The 24,916-nt window shown below is 59.5% G+C and carries 23 protein-coding genes; 12 read left to right on the top strand and 11 right to left on the bottom strand.

Annotated elements, in window-relative coordinates; all coding sequences use genetic code 11:
* Positions 1-73 precede the first annotated feature (73 nt).
* The gene (locus HU743_RS10725; RefSeq protein WP_186546450.1) at positions 74-238 is read right to left on the bottom strand and encodes a hypothetical protein; all 165 of its coding nucleotides are present in this window, start codon (positions 236-238) and stop codon (positions 74-76) included.
* A gap of 98 nt (positions 239-336) precedes the next feature.
* Complete coding sequence (locus HU743_RS10720; RefSeq protein ID WP_186648579.1) at positions 337-585, bottom strand: hypothetical protein; 249 nt, start codon at positions 583-585, stop codon at positions 337-339.
* Positions 586-788: 203 nt separating this feature from the next.
* Here HU743_RS10720 and HU743_RS10715 point away from each other — a divergent pair, with 203 nt between their 5' ends.
* Positions 789-1,310 (top strand): DUF4142 domain-containing protein, encoded by a 522-nt coding sequence (locus HU743_RS10715; protein ID WP_186546452.1) that lies wholly within the window; start codon positions 789-791, stop codon positions 1,308-1,310.
* Positions 1,311-1,368: 58 nt separating this feature from the next.
* Here HU743_RS10715 and HU743_RS10710 read toward each other — a convergent pair whose 3' ends face one another.
* Positions 1,369-1,632: a hypothetical protein gene (locus HU743_RS10710; protein ID WP_186636306.1), complete on the bottom strand. Its 264-nt coding sequence runs from the start codon at positions 1,630-1,632 to the stop codon at positions 1,369-1,371.
* 188 nt (positions 1,633-1,820) lie between these two features.
* On the opposite strand from HU743_RS10710, the gene HU743_RS10705 reads away from it, so the two are divergent.
* Positions 1,821-2,276 (top strand): VOC family protein, encoded by a 456-nt coding sequence (locus HU743_RS10705; RefSeq protein ID WP_186648577.1) that lies wholly within the window; start codon positions 1,821-1,823, stop codon positions 2,274-2,276.
* 96 nt (positions 2,277-2,372) lie between these two features.
* On the opposite strand, the gene HU743_RS10700 is transcribed toward HU743_RS10705, so the two are convergent.
* On the bottom strand, positions 2,373-4,265 hold the full coding sequence (locus HU743_RS10700; protein WP_186648575.1) for a sigma-54-dependent Fis family transcriptional regulator: 1,893 nt from the start codon (positions 4,263-4,265) through the stop codon (positions 2,373-2,375).
* Positions 4,266-4,511: 246 nt separating this feature from the next.
* Between HU743_RS10700 and HU743_RS10695 the strand changes: the two genes are divergently transcribed.
* From HU743_RS10695 to HU743_RS10675, 5 genes are all read left to right on the top strand, one after another.
* On the top strand, positions 4,512-6,335 hold the full coding sequence (locus HU743_RS10695) for an NAD(P)/FAD-dependent oxidoreductase (RefSeq protein ID WP_186648573.1): 1,824 nt from the start codon (positions 4,512-4,514) through the stop codon (positions 6,333-6,335).
* A gap of 150 nt (positions 6,336-6,485) precedes the next feature.
* Positions 6,486-7,052, top strand: coding sequence for a GNAT family N-acetyltransferase (locus tag HU743_RS10690; RefSeq protein ID WP_186648599.1), 567 nt, complete (start codon positions 6,486-6,488; stop codon positions 7,050-7,052).
* An 85-nt stretch (positions 7,053-7,137) separates the two neighbouring features.
* Positions 7,138-8,046, top strand: coding sequence for a LysR family transcriptional regulator (locus tag HU743_RS10685; protein ID WP_186546457.1), 909 nt, complete (start codon positions 7,138-7,140; stop codon positions 8,044-8,046).
* Between the two features lie 171 nt (positions 8,047-8,217).
* Positions 8,218-9,141: an NADP-dependent oxidoreductase gene (locus HU743_RS10680; RefSeq protein ID WP_186648572.1), complete on the top strand. Its 924-nt coding sequence runs from the start codon at positions 8,218-8,220 to the stop codon at positions 9,139-9,141.
* Between the two features lie 230 nt (positions 9,142-9,371).
* Positions 9,372-9,704 (top strand): hypothetical protein, encoded by a 333-nt coding sequence (locus tag HU743_RS10675; protein ID WP_186648570.1) that lies wholly within the window; start codon positions 9,372-9,374, stop codon positions 9,702-9,704.
* 496 nt (positions 9,705-10,200) lie between these two features.
* On the opposite strand, the gene HU743_RS10670 is transcribed toward HU743_RS10675, so the two are convergent.
* Both HU743_RS10670 and HU743_RS10665 read right to left on the bottom strand, forming a co-directional pair.
* On the bottom strand, positions 10,201-13,290 hold the full coding sequence (locus HU743_RS10670; protein ID WP_186648568.1) for an efflux RND transporter permease subunit: 3,090 nt from the start codon (positions 13,288-13,290) through the stop codon (positions 10,201-10,203).
* Entirely contained in the window at positions 13,287-14,396 is a 1,110-nt protein-coding gene (locus tag HU743_RS10665; RefSeq protein ID WP_186648566.1) for an efflux RND transporter periplasmic adaptor subunit, read from the bottom strand. Before HU743_RS10665 ends, HU743_RS10670 begins: the two co-directional genes overlap by 4 nt.
* A 127-nt stretch (positions 14,397-14,523) precedes the next feature.
* Between HU743_RS10665 and HU743_RS10660 the strand changes: the two genes are divergently transcribed.
* A complete protein-coding gene (locus HU743_RS10660; protein ID WP_186648564.1) occupies positions 14,524-15,981 on the top strand; it encodes an efflux transporter outer membrane subunit in 1,458 nt (485 codons plus the stop codon).
* A gap of 65 nt (positions 15,982-16,046) precedes the next feature.
* Here the strand turns inward: HU743_RS10660 and HU743_RS10655 are convergent, their stop codons facing one another.
* From HU743_RS10655 to HU743_RS10645, 3 genes are all read right to left on the bottom strand, one after another.
* The gene (locus tag HU743_RS10655; RefSeq protein ID WP_186648562.1) at positions 16,047-17,318 is read right to left on the bottom strand and encodes an outer membrane protein transport protein; all 1,272 of its coding nucleotides are present in this window, start codon (positions 17,316-17,318) and stop codon (positions 16,047-16,049) included.
* Positions 17,319-17,499: 181 nt separating this feature from the next.
* The gene (locus tag HU743_RS10650; protein ID WP_186648560.1) at positions 17,500-18,126 is read right to left on the bottom strand and encodes a TetR/AcrR family transcriptional regulator; all 627 of its coding nucleotides are present in this window, start codon (positions 18,124-18,126) and stop codon (positions 17,500-17,502) included.
* A 132-nt stretch (positions 18,127-18,258) separates the two neighbouring features.
* The gene (locus tag HU743_RS10645; protein ID WP_186648558.1) at positions 18,259-19,581 is read right to left on the bottom strand and encodes an APC family permease; all 1,323 of its coding nucleotides are present in this window, start codon (positions 19,579-19,581) and stop codon (positions 18,259-18,261) included.
* Between the two features lie 175 nt (positions 19,582-19,756).
* Between HU743_RS10645 and HU743_RS10640 the strand changes: the two genes are divergently transcribed.
* Positions 19,757-20,701, top strand: a complete 945-nt coding sequence (locus tag HU743_RS10640; RefSeq protein WP_186648556.1) for a chromate resistance protein ChrB domain-containing protein — start codon at positions 19,757-19,759, stop codon at positions 20,699-20,701.
* Positions 20,694-22,052, top strand: a complete 1,359-nt coding sequence (gene chrA / locus HU743_RS10635) for a chromate efflux transporter (RefSeq protein WP_186648554.1) — start codon at positions 20,694-20,696, stop codon at positions 22,050-22,052. The genes HU743_RS10640 and chrA overlap by 8 nt, the downstream gene beginning before the upstream one ends.
* Positions 22,053-22,199: 147 nt before the next feature.
* Here chrA and HU743_RS10630 read toward each other — a convergent pair whose 3' ends face one another.
* Together HU743_RS10630 and HU743_RS10625 are read right to left on the bottom strand one after the other, a co-directional pair.
* Positions 22,200-23,348: a nickel/cobalt efflux transporter gene (locus HU743_RS10630; RefSeq protein WP_186648552.1), complete on the bottom strand. Its 1,149-nt coding sequence runs from the start codon at positions 23,346-23,348 to the stop codon at positions 22,200-22,202.
* 7 nt (positions 23,349-23,355) lie between these two features.
* Positions 23,356-23,661: a metal-sensing transcriptional repressor gene (locus tag HU743_RS10625; protein ID WP_186546469.1), complete on the bottom strand. Its 306-nt coding sequence runs from the start codon at positions 23,659-23,661 to the stop codon at positions 23,356-23,358.
* A gap of 107 nt (positions 23,662-23,768) precedes the next feature.
* Between HU743_RS10625 and HU743_RS10620 the strand changes: the two genes are divergently transcribed.
* Both HU743_RS10620 and HU743_RS10615 read left to right on the top strand, forming a co-directional pair.
* Positions 23,769-24,128, top strand: a complete 360-nt coding sequence (locus tag HU743_RS10620) for a hypothetical protein (protein WP_186648550.1) — start codon at positions 23,769-23,771, stop codon at positions 24,126-24,128.
* A 47-nt stretch (positions 24,129-24,175) separates the two neighbouring features.
* On the top strand, positions 24,176-24,913 hold the full coding sequence (locus HU743_RS10615; RefSeq protein ID WP_186648548.1) for a HupE/UreJ family protein: 738 nt from the start codon (positions 24,176-24,178) through the stop codon (positions 24,911-24,913).
* The last annotated feature ends 3 nt before the right edge of the window (positions 24,914-24,916 follow it).

The raw sequence follows: 24,916 nt of genomic DNA, 5'->3' as shown, positions 1-24,916 counted from the left end.
TCGCGAACAGGCTCGCTCCCACAGGGAGAATGCATTTCCTTGTGGGAGTGAGCCTGCTCGCGATAGCGGTCTGTCAGTTACTGGACCTATCAAACTTGTCGGGATCATCGTCCGGTGGGAGTTCCTCGACAGGCTCTTCGGGTTGGGTGGTGGTATGCGCCGGGCTGTTCGGTTCGGGCCGGGTGGGAATCGGGTCGAAACCGCCCTGCTCTTCGCTGGGAAACCTGGGATCATTCATGAGGCACCTCGCAACGAGTCCATGATGTACAGACTCTGCACATTGGAGGTGCCGTTTGCTGTCGCCGTTCCCTCACATGGCCGCCACGGGTCAGGCGTTTACTCGCCGCTCAGAGGCTGACCGGCCAACCGGGCGACGATATCGTTCTTGACGATCACGCGCTTCTCTTTGAGTTCTTTCAACGCGTCATCGCCGAGCGATTGCGCATCCTCGGCCTCGACCACTCTTTTATCTGCGTCAAAATACTTGTTGAGCAACGAATCCAGTTTCGGATCCTTGGAGCGTTTTTGCTCGATCTCTTCCTTTTTGCAGCCCAGGTCCTGATACAGATCATGTGAAACCGGCATGAAACACCTCCATCGGTTGATCGATAACCAACGCGACCGATGCGCTGGTTCTTTACCAGCATGGCCTTGGTCGGACGCATCTGTCGACTCCCTGTCAGACCAGCGGTGTCCGTTCGTCGCCCTGTCGCAAATGCGATAAAACCTTTGCCGCTTGCGCTCGCTCCATTGGATACCGCTCACAAAAACCTGCGTGGAGATACCCAATGGACGGATTCAATTTGCGTCATCTCGCTCTGGCTGTTGCACTGAGTGCTGGCATGGGCTCGGCCTTTGCTGCCACTTCCAACGACTTTGTCGACAACGCTGCCGCCAGCGGCATCGCCGAAATCGAGACCAGTCGCCTGGCTCTGGAAAAAAGCCAGTCGGCCGACATCAAGGCGTTCGCCAACCAGATGATCACCGATCACGGCAAGGCCAACGATGAGCTGGCGGCGATTGCCAAGGCCAACGACATCGAAGTGCCGGACACCACCACGTTGACCAAGCAGGCCAAGGCCAAGATTCTCGACATGCGCGACGAATCGTTCGATGCGGCCTACGCCAACAACCAGGTCATGGCCCACGAAGAAACCATCAAGCTGTTCAAGGAACAAGCCAATACCGTGACCGATGACAAGGCCAAAGGCGCCACGGAACTGAAAGCGTTTGCGCAGAAAATGCTGCCGGCGCTGGAAAAACACCTCAGTCACGCCAAAGAACTGCAAGCTAAACATCCGAGCAAGTAACCGACGGGCACTAAAAAGGCCGCATCCTTCGATGCGGCCTTTTTGCGTTGCGTGTCGATCAACCGCCGTCGGTATCGATATCGGCATCCGTATCCTCACCCGGTGCGGGCCGCTCCGGTTCGGGCTTGAAGCCGGGGCTGAATTCGTTGCTGTTATCGCTGTGGTGCTGCTTCTGATCCACCTCGCTGGACGCACTGTCCGCCTGGCCTTTTTCAGCGGGCGCCGGGGTATTTTGCCCGGGTGCGTGCGGGTCGATGGCCGGATCGTTGCGGTTGACCGATTCAGGGGACTGATTTTGCGTTTGCAGCACTGGCTCGTTCATATCCACCTCATTGATAGTCCTGCGTCCTTCTCTTGTGGCCAGCTGGAACACACCGGCCATGCAGATTCGAAGCCCGACGCCACGGATTCGTTCAAAATAATCCGCACCCGGGCTGTCGCCTCAGGGAACCCACCTATTTCTGCGCGTGGCGGGTATAACATGGCGACCGCTCAACAGGGAAAACTGCAATGGATCTGAAGTTCAGTCACGTGGACGTACTGGTTAATGACTTGGAAGAAGCCTGTGCTTACTACGCACAGATACTGAATGCCAGGATCTCGAAAACCCTCGTTTGGGAGCGAGGCGTTCTGCACGTGCGCTACGCCATTGCGCTGATCGGTGAGGAGCGTTTCATGTTGGTACAGCCGTTGGCGGGCAATCTGAAGACCCTGTTGGACGCCTCGGGCGAAGGGATGATTTATCGCCATTGCTACTCGACGCCGGACATCGAGAAAGCCTACGACGAACTGATCGCCGCCGGTGTTCAGCCAGAAGACGAAAACGGCAAGCCACTGGCCCGCGCAGATCTGCAATCTCCGTCCGGCACACGCATTATCTGGTTGCCCAAGCGCTTCGGGCACTTCTCGATCGAAATCCTTGAACACAAGACGCTAGAGGCGTTCGTGGCAGCGGCATTTTCCTGAAGGGGGCGGCGCTGGATATCGGCTCTCGGCAGTTCGGTTGGCTACTGGAAGATCAGCGGCGAGGTTCCTGGGTCAATGCGCGTTCGCCCAGCACCTTCATTCCGGTCGCGAAATCCCGTGCTGTCGCAGTTTGCGATAGAGGGTATTGCGACTGATGCCCAGGCGCGCGGCAACGCGGGCGACATGCCAGTGTTGCGCCTCCATCAAGCGCAACAACGTCTGCCGTTCGCTGATGCCCAGCGGGTCTTCGGCTGGCTCGGCGTTCGCGGGCGCCGGCAACAGCTCTTCCAGGTCGTGCAGCGTGACGCGCCCCTCCACCGCCAGCGCCACCAGGGTGCGCAAACACGTGCGCAGCTGCCGGACGTTGCCCGGCCAGGGCTGGGCCAGCAAACGCGCCCTGACACCCGCCTCCAGTCGCACCTTGGCGCCTGCTGCTTCTTCACGCAGCAACAGGTCGAGCAGACGGCCCTTGTCGGAGCGCTCACGCAATGGCGGCAGCTCAACGGTGAAACCGGCGATGCGATAAAACAGGTCTTCGCGCAAGCGCCCCTCGGCCACGCAGGCCTGCAAATTCTGGTGGCTGGCACTGATCAGACGGACGTCGAGCGCACGCGCAGTGGCACTGCCCAGCGGCACCACCTGACGCTCCTCGAGCACGCGCAGCAGGCGCGTCTGCAGTGCGAGTGGCATATCACCGATTTCATCGAGGAACAGAATGCCGCCGTGGGCCTGCTCCAGTTTGCCGACCATGCCGTCCTTGCGTGCACCGGTGAAACTACCACCGCGGTAGCCGAACAGCTCGCTTTCGATCAGCGTCTCGGGAATGGCCGCGCAGTTGATCGCAACGAACGGCTGGCCAGCTCTGGAACTGGCGCGGTGCAGCGCCGCCGCGAACGCCTCTTTGCCGGTGCCGGTTTCGCCCTGCAGAAACACCGGCACATCGCGCTCCAGCACGCGCAGCGCCCGAGCGTATCCGCGTTGCAGACGCGGGTCTTCGAGGCAGACGCGCTCGTCATGAAGATTAGGGACAGGCCCCAGGGTCAGCGGCGCCGGGCGAATCGGCTCACGCAACTGGCCATAGAACAGGCGTCCGTCGACCAGGCGCATCGGCCAGCAGACGTTCGGCTGCAAGCTGGCCTGACTCATGAGCTGCTCCATTGGGGTTTCCAGGAGCATCGTCAGTGACTGCCCGACCATTTGCTCCCGGGCCAGGCCCAACAGCTCCAGCGCCGCCTCGTTGACCGAACAGATGCGCGCGCTCTCGTCGAAACTGATCAGGCCTTCACCCAGCAGCCCGACAAACCCTGCGTCCGGATGAAAACGCAGCAGATAGCGCTGCGGCTCGTGCCCGAGGAAATAGCAGCTCTCGATCAGCTTGGCCGACAGGTTGGTCAGCGCCATGGCTTTGAAGCGTTGCTCAAGGCTGTTTTCCTCGCGCACGGAAGACAGGTTGAGGACCGCGAGCAACTCACCGCTTGCGTCGAATATCGGGCTGGCCGAACAGGTCAGGCCAACGTGCTTGCCGCGAAAATGCTCATCACGGCGAATGGTCACATGCTGGCGCTCGACCAGGCAGGTGCCGACACCGTTGGTGCCCTCATGCTCCTCGCTCCAGACCGAGCCCAGCCACAGCCCGGAGCGCTGGAATTCGGCGCGCTCGGACTCGTTGAACACACTGTCGATCGCCACACCCCGGGCATCGGTGAGCAGCACGACATGGCCGTCGCGCCCCAGTTGCTGGTGCAGGCTGTTCATCTGCCAATGCGCCACGGCAATGATGTGTTCCAGCGGCGCGCGGTGTTCGCGCAAGCGCGCCTGTTCCAGCACATCCGGTGCGCGGGGGCTGGCAGGATCGAGCTGATATTGATCGAGGCAACGCCGCCATGAGCGGGTGATTGCCAGATCTGCCGCCGCACTGTGACTGGCAACACTGCCCTGCACGGCTTGCATCACCTGGCGCGCATGGGCGTTGATCGAGGCCGGTTTCATTATTGTTGTACTCCGCTTCGGTGAAGACACGGGTGTGACCGCAGCTTAGATGAAAAGCCTGCCGCGAGGGAACTTTGCGCCGCGTGACACAGTGTCATGCATCATTCCCAAATTCGTGACATGGCGCCCTTTGCGGCCTTGCCAAATAGCGCATCAGCCCGTCTGCATCGTGGCTTTCAACGAGATGGCCCAAGCCTTGCTCTGGTGTCAGGGCTTACCCACAAAAACAAGATCGGGAGTGGCCCCATGAACATCGCTATCGATACAGCTTTGCAATCGCCAACGGCGCAACTCGCCGCCTGGGTCGAACGCCTCGGCGAGCGGCTCGCGCAACGAGATGTGGACGGCACGCTGGAGTTGTTCGCCGACGAATGTCACTGGCGTGACTTGCTGCTGTTCAGTTGGAACCTCGTCACGCTGGAAGGCAAATCCGCGATTCGCGACCTGCTCGAAACACGCCTGGAGCAGACCCGGCCCGAGCGCTGGAAACTCGAAGGTGAAGCCACGCTCACCGACGGTGTGCTCGAAGGCTGGATGAGCCTGGAAACCGACGCGGCCCGCGGCAAAGGCTACGTGCGCCTGAAGGACGGTTTGTGCTGGACGCTGCTGACGACCATGCGCGAACTCAAGGGCTTCGAAGAACCCAGCGGGCGCCGCCGGCCGATGGGCGCCAGCCACGGCCAAGCCCACGCCGACAAACGCAACTGGCTCGAACGCCGTCGCGATGAAGAGGCAGCGCTGGGCCTCACCGCGCAGCCGTACTGCCTGATCGTCGGTGGCGGCCAGGGCGGCCTCGGCCTCGGTGCACGGCTCAAGCGCCTGGGCGTACCGACGCTGATCATCGACAAAGCCGAGCGTCCTGGCGATCAGTGGCGTGGTCGCTACAAATCGCTGTGCCTGCACGATCCGGTCTGGTACGACCACATGCCTTACCTGCCCTTCCCCGACCACTGGCCGGTATTCACACCGAAAGACCAGATCGGCGACTGGCTGGAGATGTACAGCAAAGTCATGGAACTCAATTACTGGCCGCGCACTGAATGCCTCGGTGCCCGGTTCGATGAACAAAGCGCTCGCTGGATGGTCGACGTGCTGCGCAATGGCGAGCGGATCACCCTGCAACCGACGCAGCTGATCCTCGCCACCGGCATGTCGGGCGTACCCAACGTGCCCGTATATCCGGGCGCCGAAGACTTCAAGGGCCAGCAGCATCACTCTAGCCGCCATCCCGGCGGCGACGCCTGGAAAGGCAAGCGCGCGGTCGTCATCGGCGCGAACAATTCGGCCCACGACATCTGCGCCGACCTGGTGGAAAACGGCACCGAAGTCACCATGGTGCAACGCTCCAGCACGCACATCGTACGCTCGGACAGCTTGATGGAACTGGTCTTCGGCGGACTCTATTCCGAAGACGCGCTGGAGTCAGGCTTGACCACGGACAAGGCCGACCTGCTGTTCGCCTCGATTCCGTACAAGGTCATGCCGCAGTTTCATCGGCCGATCTTTGACGCTATCAAAGAGCGCGACAAGGCATTCTACGAACGCCTGAGCCGGGCTGGTTTCATGCTCGACTTTGGCGACGACGAATCGGGCCTGTTTATGAAATACGTGCGCCGTGGCTCGGGTTATTACATCGACGTCGGCGCCTCGGAACTGATCGCCAATGGCACGATCAAGCTCAAAAGCGCCCCCGGCCTGGGCGTCGAGCGTATTGAGGCAGACGCCGTGTTGCTCACCGACGGCAGTCGGTTGCCGGCTGACCTGATCGTCTATGCCACTGGTTACGGCTCAATGAACGGCTGGGCGGCGAAACTGATCTCCCAGGAAGTCGCCGACAAGGTCGGTCGCTGCTGGGGCCTGGGTTCCGGCACCACCAACGACCCCGGTCCTTACGAGGGCGAACTGCGCAATATGTGGAAGCCGACCCAGCAGCAAAACCTGTGGTTCCACGGCGGCAACCTGCATCAGTCACGGCACTATTCGCTTTATCTGGCGTTGCAGTTGAAAGCCCGTTTCGAAGGGCTCGACACTGATGTTTATCGCCTTGCAGAGCGGCATCATCTGGGCTGAGCCAACAGGCGCCTGACCTCGGTTGGGCGCCTTTTTTGTGCATGACATCCGCCTCTCGCAGGGCCACCTCGCAGCGACAGCTCGACACCTCATCTGATCGTCTGAGAAAGTACCGACCCTGCCCGCTACAGCTCGCAAGGATTTATGGCCATGGATTGCATTCCCACGCTTTATACCCGCCGCTTGATACTGACGCCGCTGCAAGTAAGCGACGCAGCAGCGGTGCAACGACTGTTTCCACAATGGGAGATCGTTCGTTATCTGGACAGCCGTGTCCCTTGGCCGTATCCGGACGATGGCGGGCTTGTTTACGTCCGCGATGTCGCGTTGCCCGCGATGGCTGCCGGAAAAGAATGGCACTGGATGATCCGCACGCGCGCAGAGCCTGAGAACTGCATCGGCAGTATCAGCCTGTTCGACCAGCCGGGTAACCATCGAGGCTTATGGCTCGCCCCTCAGTTTCAGGGCAACGGCTATATGCGCGAGGCCTGCAAGGTCATCAACACCTATTGGTTCGAAACATTGGCGCGCCCGGTCATGCAGGTGCCCAAGGCCGCCGCCAACCACGCCTCGCGCAAGATTTCCGAAGATGAAGGCATGCGCCTGACCGGCACACAGGACGGACACTTTGTGTCGGGGCTGATGCCGGTGCAAGTGTGGGAAATCACTCGCAGCGAATGGCTTGCTGCACAAACAAATACGTCGATTGAACGTTAGAACCGATCTGGCGTTCAGTCCTGCGTATAGGCTGCTGTCTGCGAAAACAGAATAAATAGTCCTCAAACGTTCGAGACAGTCGAAAATGATCTCCGATCCCGGAACACCAACGCTTGATCAACTCAAAGTATTCCTGACGGTTGTGGAAGTGGGCAGTTTTGCCGCGGCGGCCAGAAAACTGCATCGCGCCACCTCGGTGGTGAGCTACTCGATTTCCAATCTGGAGATGCAGCTTGGGGTTTCGCTGTTTGATCGAAAAACAACGCGCAAACCGCAGCTGACGGAGGCAGGTCGAACCGTTCTTGCTGAAGCACGCACTATTAGCAACGGCGTAAACGGGCTTCGCGCAAAAGTCTCCGGTTTGCTGCATGGACTTGAAGCAGAAGTTCACCTCGCGCTCGATGTGATGCTCCCTGCCGAGCGAGTAGTCGATGCACTAAAAACCTTCAGGGAAGTATTCCCTACGGTCACCCTGCACTTGCATATGGAAGCCTTGGGGGCCGTGACTCAGCTGGTTATGGACAAGAAAGCGGGAGTCGGCATCAGCGGTCCGCTGGATATTAGTCTCGACGGCATTGAACGCATCAGCGTAGGCAGCGTTCAGTTGATACCGGTTGCCGCGCCTGGACATCCGCTTGCAGCCGAATGCCGCAAGTTGCCCGGCGCTGCCCGAGAGTTTGTGCAATTGGTGTTATCGGATCGCTCAACGCTTACAGGCGATAAAGACTTTGCCGTCGTCAGCACGCGCACTTGGCGGCTGGCAGATCTGGGCGCCAAACACATGCTGCTCAAAGAAGGGATCGGGTGGGGGAACATGCCCGTTCCCATGGTTCAGTCTGATCTTGCAGAAGGGCGCCTGGTGGAACTTGATATGCCCGACTGTAAAGGTGGCACCTACACCTTCGACGCGATTTATCGAACCGACTCGCCACCCGGTCCGGCTGGGCGGTGGCTGATTGAGCGCTTCGGCGAACAGCGTGTTGCAACCCGATAGAAAGCCTCTTTTGCCGGCGCGAAGGATGTTCTCTTATTTGATCTATATTTCTATTTTCTCGAACCTGATCATCGAAACTTATCGGCTATTAAGCAAAGTTGAGCAGTGACATCATCTTTCCCACCACGGCGCTTCATGGTGAAGCGCCTTGACCTTCAACGGAGAGAGAACATGAAAGCTGTCCAAGTAGCGCAATACGGCCAGGCAGAAGCGTTGGAACTCAAGGAACTTCCAGACTTGGTACCCAACGAGGATCAAGTGTTGATCAACGTTGCCGGCAGTGGGGTCAATCCCATCGACTGGAAAATCCTGTCCGGTGCCATGCAGCAATTCATTCCCCTTCCACTGCCTTACACGCCTGGCGTAGAAGTCGCAGGGACAATCGCCGCGGTCGGCAACAACGTCACAAACTTCGCGGTGGGCGACAAGGTGTTCGGCTTTATCGGCATTGTCGGCGGTTATGCGACCCAAGTCCTTTCAACGCCCGATCGACTTGCTCACACTCCGCCAACGTTATCGTTGCAAGAGGCAGGCGGCGTACCTGCTGCGGCACTGACAGCCTGGCAAGCCTTGCATGAACACGCCGCCATCCAGACCGGCCAAAAGGTCCTTATCCACGGCGGCGCAGGTGGCGTTGGCAGCTTCGCCATCCAGCTCGCCCACCTTGCCGGTGCATACGTAATCGCAACCAGCTCTGCGAAAAATCACGACTATCTTCGCTCGCTCGGCGCTGACGAGGTCATTGACTACACCTCGGTAAAATTCGAAGACAGCGTTGCGAATGTCGATGCCGTCATTGATCTGGTCGGCGGAGAAACTCAGACTCGCTCCTGGAGCGTGATTAAACGCGGGGGCGTTCTGGTTTCACCCGTCAGCGCACCCGCAGCACAAACAGCACGCGAACACGGCGTCAGCGGCAAAAATTTCGCTACCCGCTCCGATGGCAGCCAACTGGCAGAGATCGCCGCGCTCTTCTCAACCGGCAAGCTGAGACTTGAAGCTCAAGTGGTACCGCTTACGGAAGTTGTCGATGCGATAAAACAGAACTGGGCCGGGCACACTCGCGGAAAGATCGTGCTCGACGTCAACCGTTGATAGCTGATGGAAGGTATCCTGGCCCGTATAGGGCCAGTTGGCTGAGCAGGTACGCTCAAGGCAGACTTGCAACCAAGCAGAATCAGGCAAATCGAGGACAGTATTGGCCTAACCTCGCCACCGTCCTCACCCCTAATCTGAACCCATGCAGAACACACCACTGCAACGGGTTAACCAGATGCTGATCTGAACGACCCGGACCTCAATCAACTTTGACCGGAGTCACCGCCATGAAAACTGTAAGCCAACTGATCGCCGTCGCCACTTTCGCTCTGAGCGCCAGCGCCTTTGCCGTACCGAGCAATCAGGAAGATCGCTTTTTTACCCAAGTCAGCGAACCACAGCAGACCCTCGCTGCCGATGGTTCAGAGCGCACGCCACAGGGCCAGAGCCTCGCAGAAAATGGTCGCAACCGTCTCGACGAAAACGGCTTGGCAGAAGACGGCTCCGACCGCACGCCGCAAGGGCAGGCACTGGCTGCCGACGGTACAGATCGCACCCCGCTGGGTCAGGCGCTCGCCGCGGATGGCGCGGATCGCACACTGGGTCAACGCGCGGTATAGATTCGTGATACTGAAAGAAAAAGAGCCCTGCAGGGTTTGAATCTGCAGGGCTCTTCTGTTTGCGCACGCGGTGGTTCAGACACCACAAGGGACTTTGTGGGGCTGCCCCGAATCTGAGTCTCACCCGAAATCCTGTGGGAGCGGGCTTGCTCGCGAAGGCGTCAGGTCAGGCGATTCATCTGTGGCTGACACACCGCTTTCGCGAGCAGGCTCACTCCTACACGGGGTTTTGTGGGCTGCCCCTAACCTGAGTCTCACCCGAAAACCTGTGGGAGCGGGCTTGCCCGCGAAGGCGTCAGGTCGGGCGATTCACCTGTGGCTGACACACCGCTTTCGCGAGCAGGCTCGCTCCCACAAGGGTTTTGTGGGCTGCCGCGAATCTGAGTCTCTCCCACAATGGGGTCTGTGGGCTGCCCCGAACCTGAGTCTCACCGGAAAACCTGTGGGAGCGAGCTTGCTCGCGAATGCGCCCGCCCAGACACCACAACCCACCTGTTTAAAGCGTTTTTACTGTTTCACTAGATCCTTCGCTCTGAGGACGGATCTTGAACCAGATCGCATACATCGCCGGCAGAAACACCAGGGTAATAATGGTGCCAACAAACGTCCCGCCGATCAGCGTATACGCCAACGTCCCCCAGAACACCGAATGCGTCAGCGGGATGAACGCCAGAATCGCCGCCAGTGCAGTCAACAACACCGGGCGCGCCCGTTGCACGGTCGCTTCGACCACGGCATGAAACGGCTCCAGCCCTTCTTGCTCGTTGTGGTGAATCTGACCGATCAGGATCAGCGTGTTGCGCATCAAAATCCCCGACAGCGCAATCAACCCGACCAGCGCATTGATGCCAAACGGCTGGTTGAAAATCAGCAACGTCGGCACCACACCAATCAAGCCCAACGGCGAGGTCAGGAAGACCATGATCATGGCCGAGATCGAACGGACCTGCACGATAATGATGAGCAGCGTCATGGCGATCATGATCGGCAGCAACGGCAAAATCGCTTTGCCCGCCTTGCCGGATTCTTCAATGGCGCCCGCCTGTTCAATCCGGTAACCGGAAGGCAGTGCCTCAATGATCGGCTGCAACTGCTGGATGATCACACCCGAGACGTCCGGCGGTTGCAAGCCTTCGGCGATGTCGCCACGCACGGTGATTGTGGGCGTGCGATCACGGCGGCGCAGGATCGGATCTTCCATGCGCACCTCGACCTGCCCGATCTGCGATAACGGGATTCGCTGGCCCGCCGCACCGACTAATGTGAAGCCTTCGATCTGCGCCGGGTCCAGGCGGATGTTGCCCGCTGCACGGCCCACGACCTGCACTGAGCGAATATCCTCACGAACCGCCGTGACAGGGACGCCAGTCAGCAAGAACTGCAACTGCTGGGCTACCGCATTCGAAGTCAGCCCCACCGCCTGCAAACGGTCCTGATCCAGATTGAAATGCAACGTCGGCGTGAGCGGTCCCCAATCGGTATTGACGGTTCTCATCATTGGGCTGTCCTGCATCACGCCCCTGACCTGCTCGGCGATGTTACGTAATTTCGCCGGATCAGGCCCCATCACCCGATACGCCACCGGGAAGGGTGAATACGGGCCGAAGACAATTTGCGTGGCCCGAACTCGCGCCTCCGGGGCAAGCCCTTCGGCCACCGCTTCGCGCAAACGAAACTTGAGGGTTTCGCGGGCCTCCTGGCTTTCAGTCAGCACAACGATTTTTGCGAACGATGGATCCGGCAGCTCGGGTGCCATCGCCAGGAAAAAACGCGGCGCACCCTGCCCGATATAGGCAGTGACTATCTTGGCCTCGTCCTGCTTTTGCAGCCAGGCCTCGACTTTGGCCGCAGTGGCACTGGTCTGCTCGATCGAAGTTCCGTAAGGCATCTGTACTTCGATCATCACTTCGGGACGGTCGGAGGTCGGGAAGAACTGTTTCTTCACCAGCCCCATGCCTGGAATCGCCACGACGAACAGCGCGACAACCGTGCCGGCCACCAGCCATTTGCGCGTAATCACCCACGCCAGAATCCGGCGAAAACGGTTGTAGCGCGGCGTGTCGTAGATCGCCGCATGCCCGCCTTCGACTTTTTTGATGTCTGGCAACAGCTTCACGCCCAGATAAGGCGTGAAAGCCACCGCGACGACCCACGAAGCGATCAGCGCGATGCCGACAATCCAGAACATGTTGCTGGTGTATTCGCCGGCGGTTGACTGAGCGAAACCGTTCGGCAAAAAGCCTATCGCCGTCACCAGCGTGCCGGCCAGCATCGGCGCCGCCGTGTGGCTCCAGGCATAGGCCGACGCCTTGATACGGTCGTAGCCCTCCTCCATTTTCACCACCATCATTTCAATAGCGATGATGGCGTCATCGACCAGCAGCCCGAGCGCCAGAATCAGCGAGCCCAACGTAATCCGGTCGAAGTTCTTGCCGGTGGCCGCCATCACCACAAACACGATCGCCAGCGTCAACGGCACTGCCGCGGCGACCACCACGCCAACCCGCCAGCCCATGCTCAGGAAACACACGAGCATCACAACCAGCAGCGCGACAAAAAACTTGACCATGAACTCGCCGACAGCCGAGTCGATATTCACCGCCTGATCGGTGACCTTTGCCAAGGTCATGCCCAAGGGCATTTCTTCATTGATCCTGGCGGTCTCGGCATCCAGCGCCTTGCCCAGATCCAGACCGTTCCAGCCCTCGCGCATCACCACGCCGAGCAATAAAGCTTCCTCGCCGTTGTTGCGCACCAGAAAGGTCGCCGGGTCTTCGTAGCCACGCTCGACCGTGGCCACGTCAGAGAGCTTGAGTGTCCGCCCTTGCGCAGCGACCGGCGTGTCACGGATTTTCTGCAACGTGTCGAATGCACCGTCGACCCGCAGAAAAACTTCCGGTCCCTTGGTTTCGACCGATCCAGCGGGCGTCAGCACGTTCTGACTATTCAGTGCGGCGAAGATGTCCTGCGGCGACAAGCCCAGCGTCGCCAGTCGGTCATGGGAAAACGAGACGAATATCCGTTCGGCTTGCTCGCCGATGATGTTGACCTTTTTCACCCCTGGCACGTGCAACAGGCGCTGGCGTAACGTCTCCGCATCCCTCACCAGCCTTCGCTGCGGCTCGCCCTTGGCTTTCAAGGCGAACAGCGCGAACGTCACGTCGGAAAATTCATCGTTGACCATCGGCCCGATGACGCCCGCTGGCAGCTTGATCGCTTCATCGTCGAGTTTTTTACGCGCCTGATAAAACTCTTCCTGCACCTGCGCAGGCGGTGTGCTGTCGAGCAACGAGAGCATGGTGAACGCCAGTCCCGGACGGGTGTAGGTTTCCGAGCGGTCGTACCACTTGAGTTCCTGAAGACGTTTTTCAAGGGGTTCGGCGACCTGGTCCTGCATCTCCTGCGCAGTCGCTCCGGGCCACGCGGTGATGACCGTCAGTTGCTTGACCGTAAACGGCGGATCCTCCGCGCGCCCCAATTTGAAGAACGCCAAAACACCTGCAACGGCAATCAAAAAAATCAGGAACACCGTAATCGCCCGTTGGCGAACAGCAATGGCAGAGAGGTTGAACCGGCCCTCGCTCATGGACGACCCCCGGCCATCTGAGCGTCGTCACGCGTAAGCACGCGCACTTCCTCGCCTTCGCGTAGCAGATGGGCACCCAGCGCAACAATGTGTTCGCCAACGTTGAGCTCGCCAGCGATGCGGGCCGCATCATCGCTCAAGCCCAACACCTCGACTGGACGCCAGGTGACTTTTGCGGGTGTCCCGGCGATTGTCCACACGCCGGGGCCTTTGCCGGGGTTGTAGACGGCAGCGATGGGCACCTGCAATGCCGGTTTTGGCGCGGAGCCTTGTGCAATCTCAACGGTGACCGTCGAGCCAATCGGTGCATTGGCCAATTTGCCTTCGAGCACATAACGCGCCTCGAAAGTGCGTGTCGTGCGGTCGGCCGAGTCGGAAAGCAGGCGCAGTTTTGCGGTCACGGCCCCCGCTGTGTCGCCATACAGTTTTGCTTGGGCGGTGGAGCCTGGCGCAGGACGTAGCGTCTCTGGCAGATGGACGACGGCTTCACGCTGGCCCGCGCGCGCCAGTCGAACCACCGGTTGCCCCGGGCTGACGACTTGCCCAGGCTCGGCGAGGGTTTCCACCACCACGCCGTCAGCGTCCGCCACCAGAACCGCATAACCGGAAGCGTTACGCGCCACATCGGCTTGCGCGACGGCGGCGCTGAGTTGTGCCCTGGCGGTGTCGGCAGCGGCCTTGATCTGGTCGTAGGCCGATGCCGAGATCGCGCCGGCGGCGACGAGGTCACGATTGCGCGCCTCGTCATCGGCTGTCTGTTTGGCCCGGGCGCGAGCGGCGGTGACCGCCTCTTGCTGTGCTCGCGCCTGAAGCCCGAGGTCGATCGGGTCAAGACGCATCAGTGGCTGACCGCGCTTGACCGTCTGACCGGTGTCAACCAGACGCTCAAGCACCTTGCCCGAGACGCGAAAACCCAAGTCGCCTTGAACGCGCGCGGCCACGACACCGGTGAAGGAGCGTGAAGCCTCATTGGCGAGCTGCACGGCCGCCGACCTGACAACGGGCGCCTGGGTACGCGGATCTTGTGCGGTGGAAGAATCCCCACATGCCGTCAGGGCCAGGGGCAACAAACATAGCGCGAGGGGGAAAGGTCGGAGCCGGCGCATGGATTTCCTTTACTAAAATAGGATGATCATCATATTCTCAGTCTTGTGACCAATATCGTCAACAGTCACAAACAGCGTAATTTTCCATCCCTCGCTTGAGAGTCACGTAACCCAAACAGGAATCTCCATGCACCTCCTCCGCCCCATCACCCTTTTCCTCAGCGTCGGCTTGATGGCGGGCTGCACGGTTGGCCCGGACTACCAGCGACCGCCCGCCCCGCTGCCGGATCACTTCCAGCGGCAATCGTCCATGGCGGGGTCTGAAGCCACCCCGAGCAGCCTCGTTGCTTGGTGGGAAAGCTTCAATGACCCGGTGTTGACCCACTTCATCACCCAGGCCCTGGCGCAGAATCTCGACCTGGCGCAGGCTTCGGCGCGAGTCACCCAGGCACGCGCCGGACTGGGCACTGCCAATGCCGCGCTATTGCCTTCGGCGGCTGTCAGCGGCCAAGCTGCGCGCGCCTACCAATCCGTCGAAACGCCACTGGGCCAAGTGTTGAATTCGACACCTGGCTACGACCGATATGGCAATACCTACGAGGCCAATCTTGAGGCTGGCTGGGAGCTGGACGTATTTGGCGGATTGCGCCGAGAGCGCGAGGCGGCCGTCGCCGAGTACCAGGCATCCGCAGCGGGATTCACCGCCACACGCTTGGCGATCGCCGCGCAAACCGCGGATATCTACGTCACCCTTCGCGGATTACAGACGCGACTGGAGATTGCCAACCAACAAGTCAAAACCCAGCGCGCATTGCTGGAAAAGGTCCAGTTGCTTTACAGCAAGGGCCTGGCGGCGAGCTATCAGGTTCGGCAGATTGAAGGTGAACTGTCTCAGGTCGAGGCGACTGTGCCGGTGCTGCAAACCGGTGTGGATGCGGCCATGAATGCAATGGATGTGCTGCTCGGCACGCCGCCCGGCACCCATCGAACACAACTGGCAGGCGCGGGACGCATCCCGGTTGCGCCGCAGTTGCAAGCGCTGGGAACGCCGGCCGACTTGCTGCGGCGCCGGCCGGACCTGATCGTCGCCGAGCGCCGGCTGGCGGCCTCCAACGCACGCATCGGGTCAGCCATCGCCGAGTACTACCCGAAATTTTCGCTCGGTGCCTTGGTCGGCAGCGCGACTTCCGTCTCCAGCGGCAACCTGTTTTCCAATGGCGCCAGCCAGGCGGCGGGTGTTTTCGGCTTACGCTGGCGGCTCTTCGATTTTGCGCGGATCAACGCGCAGATCGATCAGGCCAAAGGTCAGGAAGCCGAAGCCCTGGCCGCGTACCGCCAGTCCGTATTGCGCGCAACGGAAGACGTAGAGAACGCGCTGTCGGCACAGGTCAATCGACAAGCCCAGGCCATCACGCTTGGCAACGGCGAAGCGGCGCTGACACAGGCTCGGCAGTCAGCGTTCAGCGCCTATGAGAAAGGCTCGGCCAGCTTGATTGATGTGCTGCGCGCGGATCAGACGTTGCTGCAAACCTCAGATGCCAGAGCGCGAGCGCAAACCGAAACGAGCCGCGCGGCGGTGGCGTTATTCAAGTCGCTCGGGGGTGGCTGGCAACCCGGCGAGGCGCAGTCTGTAGCGGCGCGGTAAGTCGCTGCGACGACTGGAGAACGTGAGCGGGCCGGAAATCACCCGGCCCGCTTTTTAACGCTGAATCAAAAGCGGTAACTGACAGAAGTGCCGAGTCCGCTGGCGCTGTTTTTGTATTGGGCGCTGTACGAACCTTTACCTGCCGAGGTGTGGTTGATGTCGACGCTCTCCTCCCGGAGATAGGAATACGCGACGTCGATGGTGACGTTCTGCGCAGGCGTCCAGCCGGCGCCCAGGCTGAACACCTTGCGATCGCCGGTGGGAATACGCGGCCCACGATTGCTGTTGTTGGCAGGCGATTGATCAACCGAGAACCCGGCACGCAGGACCCATTGGTTGTTCAATTGATACGCCGCGCCGATGGCGTGAGCCCAAGTGTCATGCCAGTTCTGCTCTTCGCTGATCGTGCCCAACTGGCCGCTGAGCAATGGCGGCAAGCCGCTGTTTTCAATGGTCAGCTCTTTGAAGCGACTCCAGCGCGTCCAGGTGCTGCCGGCATACAGCGTCCAGTCGTTGTTTAGTTGATGGGTGACCGAGAAGTCCACCGACTCAGGCGTGTCCACGTCCAGCGATGCGTCATAGCTGCGGCCACTGACGCCCAGCACGTTGAAGATGCCATCGGTGAGTTTGGTTTTCGCATCGAGGTGGTAACTGACCTTGGAGTGATAGGTCAGGCCCAAGCGCATCTGCTCGCTGGCCTGCAGCATGATCCCGGCGTTAAAGCCCAGCGCAGTGTCGTCCCCGGTACTTTTGACTTTGCCGTCATTGCGCCCGGGACTCAGCGGATTGGCAACCATCCCCGACAGCTCACCGCTGATGCGGTTGATGGTTGGGCCAAAGCCGATCGACACTTTATCGTTGAAGGCATAGCTGATGGTCGGCTGGAACGTCAGCGTGGTGACTTCGCTTTTATTGGCGTAGTAACGGCCGGCGAAACCGCTGCCGTAGTCAGTGATCAAACCAAACGGCACGTAAAAGCCGACACCGAAGGCCCAATGTTCATCGATGGGCTTGACGTAATAGCCCATCGGCACGGTGGTAGTCGGCACCATGTCACCGTCTTCTTTCCCGCCGAACGTACTGCGGGTGTGGCTGATGTCGGACTTCGCGAACAGCGTTGCCTGCCCCACGCTCACCTGCTCTGTTTTAAGCCGTGCCATGCCCGCCGGGTTGCCGAAAACGGTACTGGCGTCTTCGGCCGAAGAAGACCGACCGGCAAAACCTGATCCCATCCCGCTGACGCTTTGCTCATTGAGTGCAAAACCGCCCGCCAGGACATTCGAGGAAGCAAGCACGACAGCCAGCCCAACGGGGCGCTTGAGCATTGTTTTTTTCATTGTGTGGACTCTATGGGTGTCTCTGAAAGGGAACATCGAGCATTGCAGCGGCTCATGTTATCCGAGTGACCATATCAGTCAACAGTCACCTTACGTGCAGTCGAATGCTTCCACGGTGCGGGTGCGTCGAGAACAGAAACGGGCGGGGGGCGGCTGATCCGGGATCCGGATCAGCGGAGGATCAAGGCATCAAGCTGCGCAAGACGAGATTTGAGGTCAGCGTCGGTGCCACCTCGATGAAGTCCAGGTTGTGTTGCAGCAGCAGCGGGTTGACGAAGGGGCGCAGCGCCAGGTGGATCGACTCAACGGTTTCGTCCAGCGGCGTCTTGCGCTCGAACTCACCGGCCTCACGCCCTTCTCGCAGGATGTCAGTGATAAAGCGCTTGATCTGGGCATCGTAACGTTGAGCGCTGGGCCAATTCTCGCCGGCGGCAAACGCCGCGATGTCGTAGAGCTTGCGGTCGTTGAAAAACAGGTCCACACCCGTGGCGATCACGGTCTTCACCAGTCGGCGGAAACGCTCGGTGGGCGTCAGGTTTTCCTCGTTGATCGCCTGCTCGACCGCCGCGACGATTTGCGCCAGACAGTTCGCGCAGATGGCTTCGCCGATCGCCTGTTTGGAATCGAAGAATTTGTAGATGTACGCCTTGGAAAAACCGATGGCCTTGGCCAAGTCAGAAACCGTGGTTTTGGCGTAGCCGTACTGGCTGAAATGCTCGTTGGCCGCCGCGACAATCTGATCACGAATGTCGTGATCGACGGGGCCACGCGGGCCGGGAAAGGATGAGGAAGCGGAGGTCTGATTCATCTGGGCAGCTTACTCACCCGACCGCAGACTGACAACGTGTGACTCCTTTTGAATATCACCAACTGTAGGAGTGAGCCTGCTCGCGATGACGCCCGCCCAAACAACACCAATCCCCCACCAAGAACGCTTGCATTAGCCAGCCTTACCGATCGCCGACAAACTGATACGAGAGCAGCCGTGCAGCAACATCCCCACGATGATCAACGCCCCTGCCCGCAACCAGGTCTCCCAACCCTGCTGACTGAGCAACACCAGACACGACACGATCGCGAGCACTGGAACAAGGGTCGGAACGCGAAAGTGATCCTCCTCAACCCTGTCGCGGCGAAGGACGAGCACCGCCACATTGGTACTCAGGAAAACGAACAGCAATAGCAACACTACGGTTTGCGCCAGCGTTGCCAAGGTACCTGTAAGCGTCAGGGCAATAGCCACCACGGTGGTTGCGACGATTGCAGCCCATGGGGTTTTTCGTTTAGGCAGAACCGCGCCCAAACCGCCTGGCAACAGCCCCAGGTTCGCCATCCCGTAAGTCAATCGACTGGCCATGATCATGGTTAACAGCGCACCGTTGGCGACAGCTATCAGGGCAATGAAGGAGAACAGCGCTGGCGGGATTTCGAGCGTCGATGCTCGGACAACTTCGAGCAAAGGAGCCGACGTGGACACCAGTTTTTCGGTAGACAACACCGAAGAAGCTGCCACGCCCACTGCCATGTAAACCACGCCAGCGGTCAGCAGAGCCGCGAACAAGGCACGAGGGTATACCTTGCGAACGTCTTTGATTTCCTCTGCCAGATTTGCAGAAGTTTCAAAGCCTACGAAGGAATAGAAGGCAAGCAAAGCCGCACCCAGCACGGCCAGCATCGGGCTGACGCCAGGCTTGAACGTGAGTGTCCGTCCCAGATCCGCCTCGCCTGTGCGGAAATACCAGACAGCGGCCACGATAACCAGAATCAACCCTGACAGTTCAATCACGGTCATCACCAGGTTTGCCCCGAGCGACTCCTTGATGCCTCGCGCGTTGAGCAGGCCAATAGCCAAAAGGAAAACCAGCGCTGCGATCTGCGGCGATACGTCCACGAAGGCGTTGAGGTAATTACCGGCAAACGCAAGCGATAAGCCCGCCGCACTGGTGACCGCAGCAGACAGCATGCAAAAACCGACGAGGAAAGAAATGAGCGGTGACCTGAAAGCCTTTTCAGCGAAGACCGAAGCAGCGCCGGCGTGGGGATATTTGGTCACCAGCTCTGCGTAGGAGCCCGCCGTCAACATGGCGAAAACAAGTGCAATCAGCAGCGGCACCCATATGGCGCCTCCCACCTCCCCGGCAATCGTTCCGGCAAGTGCATACACGCCCGCGCCCAGAACATCGCCGAGAATAAACAGAAACAGCATCGGGAAAGTGATTGCCCGGCGCAGAGCGGTCTTATGGGTGGAAGCAGCCACGGTCATTCCTTGATTCAGGTGTAGTCGTCAGCTTCGGGGGGCGAAGCTGGAAGGTTGTCACCTCAAACAATGGAAATGGCGTGTAAGGCAAAGTTCAAAATCTGTTTCGAGGCGCGATCTTCCCAATCGACGAGCCCCCCTGTAATGTAATTAACACTACAAATAACTAATCTTTCTCTACATGACCAATTGGCTAGCTCTGATCCTCGGCTTACCCACCGCCAATGCCACTGAACGCATGCGAGCCTGGCGCGCATTGAAAGCTTCCGGGGCCGCGGTGCTGCGCGATGGCGCGTATTTGTTGCCGGATAATGGCCCCTGCCGTGAAGCCCTGACGTCGGTCGAGCGCGATATCCTCGCCATCAATGGCACGGCTTACATTCTGCCGGTCGTCGATCCCGCCGGTGAGCGCTTCGTCAAATTGTTCGACCGCAGCGATGACTACGCAAAGCTCAGTGCGCAGATCGAAGAATGCCGCGGACAACTGAATGCTGAAAATGCGCTGGCAACCAGCAAACACATTCGCAAGCTGCGCAAAGCCTACGATCAACTGGTCAGCATCGATTACTTCCCAGGCAAGCCCAGGCAGCAGATTGACTCGGCATTGCAGGCGCTGGAGACGGCGCTCAGTAGAGCCCTGTCGCCGGATGAACCACACAGCAGCAACCAGCCAATAACCGCACTTGATCTCGACGATTATCAAGGCCGTATCTGGGCAACCCGTAAACGTCCTTGGGTCGACCGGTTGGCCTGTGCCTGGTTAATTCAGCGCTTTATCGATGCCCACGCGCGGATCCTCTGGCTGAACACGCCACAGGAGTGTCCGGTCGATGCGCTGGGTTTTGACTTCGATGACGCGGCCTTCAGTCATGTCGGTAACCGTGTCACCTTCGAAACCCTTCAAGCCAGCTTTGCGCTCCAAGCACCAGGCTTAAGCCGAATTGCCGCATTGGTGCATTACCTTGATGTCGGAGGTATTCAGCCGATGGAAGCTGCCGGCATCGAACGGGTACTGTCCGGGCTGCGAGAAACCATTACCGACGACGATCAACTACTGGCTGCCGCGAGCGCCCTCTTCGATGGGCTGCTCGCCGGGTTTGCGAAAGAGGAGCAACACAATGGATAAGGTCTCGCCACCGGCGGCGGAAGCAGATCTGTCGAGGCCTGAGCAGATCAGCCTGCGGGAGGCATTCTGGTTTTGGCTGAAGCTCGGCTTCATCAGTTTTGGCGGGCCAGCGGGCCAGATCTCGATCATGCACCAGGAGCTGGTTGAGCGGCGGCGCTGGATTTCAGAGCGCCGATTTTTGCATGCGCTGAATTACTGCATGTTGTTGCCTGGACCTGAGGCTCAGCAGTTGGCGACTTACATTGGTTGGCTGATGCATCGAACCTGGGGAGGCGTGATCGCCGGAGCGCTGTTTGTGCTGCCATCCTTGTTCATCTTGATCGCGCTTTCGTGGATGTACATCGCGTTCGGCGACGTGCCTGTGGTGGCCGGGCTGTTTTATGGAATCAAGCCTGCCGTAACGGCCATCGTTGTGCAGGCCGCGCACAGGATCGGCTCTCGGGCATTAAAGAATAATTGGCTGTGGGCGATAGCAGCGGCCTCATTTACCGCGATATTTGCCTTCAATGTCCCGTTCCCTCTGATTGTTTTGGGAGCCGCGCTGATTGGCTATGTCGGCGGGCGGCTGGCGCCTGAAAAATTCACGGCCGGGGGCCATGGCGCCTCCAAAAAATCCTTCGGCCCCGCCTTGATCGATGACGACACCCCCACCCCGGAACATGCGCGCTTCAGCGGGTTGAGACTGGCATCACTGGCCGTGATCGGCGCTGTGTTGTGGGCGTTGCCGATGGGCGTTCTGACCGCACTCTTTGGCTGGGACGGCACCTTGACCCAGATGAGCTGGTTTTTCACCAAGGCGGCACTGCTGACTTTCGGCGGGGCTTACGCCGTGCTGCCCTATGTCTACCAAGGCGCCGTCGGTCACTATGGCTGGCTCACCCCAACGCAGATGATCGACGGGCTTGCACTGGGGGAAACCACACCCGGGCCGCTGATCATGGTGGTGGCTTTCGTTGGTTTCGTCGGTGCGTATGTCTTGCAAGTGTTCGGTGCCGATAACGTATTTCTTGCGGGCGCTGTGGCTGCGGCCCTCGTGACGTGGTTCACCTTCTTGCCTTCGTTTCTGTTCATCCTGGCAGGCGGCCCGCTGGTGGAGTCCACCCACAATGAACTCAAGTTCATCGCACCGCTTACCGCGATCACAGCCGCCGTCGTTGGGGTGATTCTCAATCTGGCGTGTTTCTTCGGCTATCACGTGCTTTGGCCGACAGGCTTCAGCGGTAACCTCGACTGGCCCTCTGCACTGATTGCCATTGCAGCGGCGATAGCTTTGTTCCGCTTCAAGCGCGGCGTCATTCAAGTGCTGTTTGCCTGCGCGCTTGCCGGTTTGGCGGTACATCTGCTGCGCTAGCGTTGACGCGCAGACGTCGGGCAACCGGCCCGGCGGAACACTGCACTGATCCCTTAAGACTAAAGGGACCCGCTCGTACAAAAGCCCAGCCTGACGCTGGGCTATTGCCGTTTAGTGGCACTGGTAGTCGTTGGTCTGAAATCCGGGTTATGCATTCAGGCCGACCCAGCCATGGAAGCCCACATACAGCCCAACGCCAATAATCAGCACGCTGGACAGATAAGGAGCGCGGCGCGCCACGGTGCCCAGCCAAGGCCAGCGACTGGAAGCCTGTTTGGCACCAATCGCGGCGGCAGCGCCGACAGTGACCAAAGTAAGCGCCAGGCCGATGCTGAAACACACCACGAGCATGCCGCCAAGCGCGACTTCTTTAACCTGCAGACAGAGCAACAGAACGGTGATGGCCGCCGGACAAGGAATCAGGCCGCCGGTCAGCCCGAACATGACGATCTGGCCTGTGGTGACTTCGCGGTTGGTGAACCGTTTACGGATGTCGTTGGCATGAGCACGCTCGTGCGCATCCTGATAGCCATCACTTGACAGCTCCAGACCTTCCAGTCCGGAATGCGCATGCCCGTGATCGTGCTCCTGGAACGTCAGGTCGTAATCATGGGAATGCCCAGCGTGCCCGAGGCTCAATCGAGCGCTGAACTCATGCGGCTCTGGAATATCTACCGTCGACGCCAGGAAGCCTTCGCGCTCCACGAAAGCGAACGATTGACTGCTACCGTCCGGCCGCGTCGTGATTACGTGCACATCCGAGGCTGCCCAGGCGTGCCCGCTCAACGTCTTCATGCGCCAGTGCGGTGGCATGCCTTCTTCGAAGATCGAGAGTTCAACACGGCCGTGGCCTGTATCGATCCGGTGAGTCTCTTCGTGATGACCATGATCATGCTCACCGTGGTGGTGATCACCCTGCTCGAACCTACCCTGCTCGAACCTGAACATCTGCTCACCGCGCCAGGTCCGCCACAGCATCCACAGTGCAATGATGATGATTAATGCGGCAGACGCGAGCTGGAAGTATGGCTCGGTGGTTTGCGCATCCAGTCCCTTGCCCAGGTACATGCCGCCAATGGCGACCAACCAGACCACCGCAGTGTGCGACAGTGTCGCGGCCAGCCCCAACAAAACAGCCTGTTTGACCGAGCCACGGATGGCCACGATGAACGCCGCCATCATGGTTTTCGAATGTCCCGGTTCCAGGCCATGCAAAGCACCCAGCAAGATAGCGCTGGGGAAATACAGCCAGGCGTTAGCCCCGCCTTGTTGCAGCAGTTGAGCGAAATCGGGCATGTCGGACCTAGAGGTACTTGGTGATTTGTTTGAACGCTTCCAGCGGTGCGCGCTCGCCATTGCCTAGCGCCGAAACGGTGTCTTCGAGGCAGTGATCAATGTGGTCCTGGATAAGCGTGCGCTTGGCTTGGCAGATCGCTTTCTCAACGGCATGCAGTTGCTGGGCGATGTCTACGCACTCGCGACCCTCTTCGATCATGGTGATGATGCCGCGCAAATGGCCATCCGCTCGCTTGAGGCGCTTGATGATCGCCTCGTGGCTTTGGTGGGTGTGGGGATGGGCGTGGCTGTGTTCGTGGTCGTGCTCACTCATGACTTGAGCCCCAGGCGTCAATGGATTACGCTGGCATCCTATCCCCCCAGGGGGGATCCGGTCAAATCACTTGAAGCCCTTTAAAAACGAGTTGAAACCCTAACGCCATGTTCAGCAAAACACTGACAACGACAGTGGTAATCGCGCTGGCACTCGCCCTGTTTGTGGCCTGGGCCGGGCATACCTATTCGTTGTCAGTGCCGTCGCAACAGCCCGCCTGGGAAATCACTCAAGACGCCCATCACTCCCACGGCGAAGAGGCCTCCTCCAGCCACGCAAGTCTTTCAGAACACTATCACTCGCCACTGACCCCTGATCATCAGCACGAAACGCCGCAACTCACAGCCGCATTGGTACTGGCGACCTCGCCAATGCTATCGATCCGGTTTGATGCGCTTCGACACGCTGTGCCCCCGCCGCCGATTTTCCTGATCGAGCGTCCACCCCGTCCTTCGTTCGCATCCTGACCATGGCCGCAACGCGGCTTACGATCATTGCAACGTAGGATCAATTCATGCATTCGCACTCAATGAACGGTGTTGGCGTATTTTCTGCGCCCGCGCATCGCCCGCTATTGCTGTTGTTTTTATTGATAGCGGCACTTTTTTTCGGCATGCCCGAGGCGATGGCTCACGCCGTTGCGGAAGGTGACAAAGGCTTCATCCAGGAAAGTACCGGCGTCATGTTGTTGCCCTTCATCTACATGGGCGCCAAACACATGATGACCGGCTATGACCACCTGCTGTTTTTGTTCGGGGTGATCTTCTTCCTTTACCGCCTCAAAGACGTGGGTCTCTACGTCACGCTGTTCGCGGCAGGCCACTCGGTCACGCTGCTGCTGGGCGTGCTGACCGAGGTCAGCATCAGCGCTTACATCATCGACGCCATCATCGGTTTCTCGGTGGTTTACAAGGCGCTCGATAACCTCGGCGCGTTCCAGCGCTGGTTCGGTTTCCAACCCAATACCAAAGTGGCCACGCTGATCTTTGGCCTGCTCCACGGTTTCGGTCTGGCGACCAAGATTCAGGAATACGAGATTTCACCCGATGGCCTGATTCCAAACCTGATCGCCTTTAACGTTGGTGTTGAAATCGGCCAGTTGCTGGCCCTCAGCGCGATTCTCATTCTGATGGGGTATTGGCGGCGCACCGGCAGTTTCTGGCGCCACGCCTATACCGCCAACGTCGCCATGATGAGTGCCGGTTTCCTCCTGATGGGTTACCAGATCACCGGCCTGTTTGTCTCCGCGTAAGGA

Origin of the sequence: Pseudomonas sp. SWRI99, assembly GCF_014270125.1 — a bacterium.
In the GTDB taxonomy this organism is placed as follows: domain Bacteria; phylum Pseudomonadota; class Gammaproteobacteria; order Pseudomonadales; family Pseudomonadaceae; genus Aquipseudomonas; species Aquipseudomonas hamedanensis.
Note: the sequence above shows the minus strand (reverse complement) of the source record. Positions and strands in the feature narration are given on the sequence as shown.

Bases quoted from the DNA above. Each gene is read 5' to 3' on its own strand.
- HU743_RS10710 (WP_186636306.1), bottom strand. From the start codon at position 1,632: ATGAACGAGCCAGTGCTGCAAACGCAAAATCAGTCCCCTGAATCGGTC.
- HU743_RS10625 (WP_186546469.1), bottom strand. From the start codon at position 23,661: ATGAGTGAGCACGACCACGAACACAGCCACGCCCATCCCCACACCCAC.
- HU743_RS10685 (WP_186546457.1), top strand. From the start codon at position 7,138: ATGATCTCCGATCCCGGAACACCAACGCTTGATCAACTCAAAGTATTC.
- HU743_RS10680 (WP_186648572.1), top strand. From the start codon at position 8,218: ATGAAAGCTGTCCAAGTAGCGCAATACGGCCAGGCAGAAGCGTTGGAA.
- HU743_RS10725 (WP_186546450.1), bottom strand. From the start codon at position 238: ATGAATGATCCCAGGTTTCCCAGCGAAGAGCAGGGCGGTTTCGACCCG.
- chrA (WP_186648554.1), top strand. From the start codon at position 20,694: ATGGATAAGGTCTCGCCACCGGCGGCGGAAGCAGATCTGTCGAGGCCT.
- HU743_RS10700 (WP_186648575.1), bottom strand. From the start codon at position 4,265: ATGAAACCGGCCTCGATCAACGCCCATGCGCGCCAGGTGATGCAAGCC.
- HU743_RS10650 (WP_186648560.1), bottom strand. From the start codon at position 18,126: ATGAATCAGACCTCCGCTTCCTCATCCTTTCCCGGCCCGCGTGGCCCC.
- HU743_RS10720 (WP_186648579.1), bottom strand. From the start codon at position 585: ATGCCGGTTTCACATGATCTGTATCAGGACCTGGGCTGCAAAAAGGAA.
- HU743_RS10640 (WP_186648556.1), top strand. From the start codon at position 19,757: ATGACCAATTGGCTAGCTCTGATCCTCGGCTTACCCACCGCCAATGCC.
- HU743_RS10675 (WP_186648570.1), top strand. From the start codon at position 9,372: ATGAAAACTGTAAGCCAACTGATCGCCGTCGCCACTTTCGCTCTGAGC.
- HU743_RS10695 (WP_186648573.1), top strand. From the start codon at position 4,512: ATGAACATCGCTATCGATACAGCTTTGCAATCGCCAACGGCGCAACTC.
- HU743_RS10705 (WP_186648577.1), top strand. From the start codon at position 1,821: ATGGATCTGAAGTTCAGTCACGTGGACGTACTGGTTAATGACTTGGAA.
- HU743_RS10690 (WP_186648599.1), top strand. From the start codon at position 6,486: ATGGATTGCATTCCCACGCTTTATACCCGCCGCTTGATACTGACGCCG.
- HU743_RS10630 (WP_186648552.1), bottom strand. From the start codon at position 23,348: ATGCCCGATTTCGCTCAACTGCTGCAACAAGGCGGGGCTAACGCCTGG.
- HU743_RS10655 (WP_186648562.1), bottom strand. From the start codon at position 17,318: ATGAAAAAAACAATGCTCAAGCGCCCCGTTGGGCTGGCTGTCGTGCTT.
- HU743_RS10615 (WP_186648548.1), top strand. From the start codon at position 24,176: ATGCATTCGCACTCAATGAACGGTGTTGGCGTATTTTCTGCGCCCGCG.
- HU743_RS10670 (WP_186648568.1), bottom strand. From the start codon at position 13,290: ATGAGCGAGGGCCGGTTCAACCTCTCTGCCATTGCTGTTCGCCAACGG.
- HU743_RS10645 (WP_186648558.1), bottom strand. From the start codon at position 19,581: ATGACCGTGGCTGCTTCCACCCATAAGACCGCTCTGCGCCGGGCAATC.
- HU743_RS10715 (WP_186546452.1), top strand. From the start codon at position 789: ATGGACGGATTCAATTTGCGTCATCTCGCTCTGGCTGTTGCACTGAGT.
- HU743_RS10660 (WP_186648564.1), top strand. From the start codon at position 14,524: ATGCACCTCCTCCGCCCCATCACCCTTTTCCTCAGCGTCGGCTTGATG.
- HU743_RS10620 (WP_186648550.1), top strand. From the start codon at position 23,769: ATGTTCAGCAAAACACTGACAACGACAGTGGTAATCGCGCTGGCACTC.
- HU743_RS10665 (WP_186648566.1), bottom strand. From the start codon at position 14,396: ATGCGCCGGCTCCGACCTTTCCCCCTCGCGCTATGTTTGTTGCCCCTG.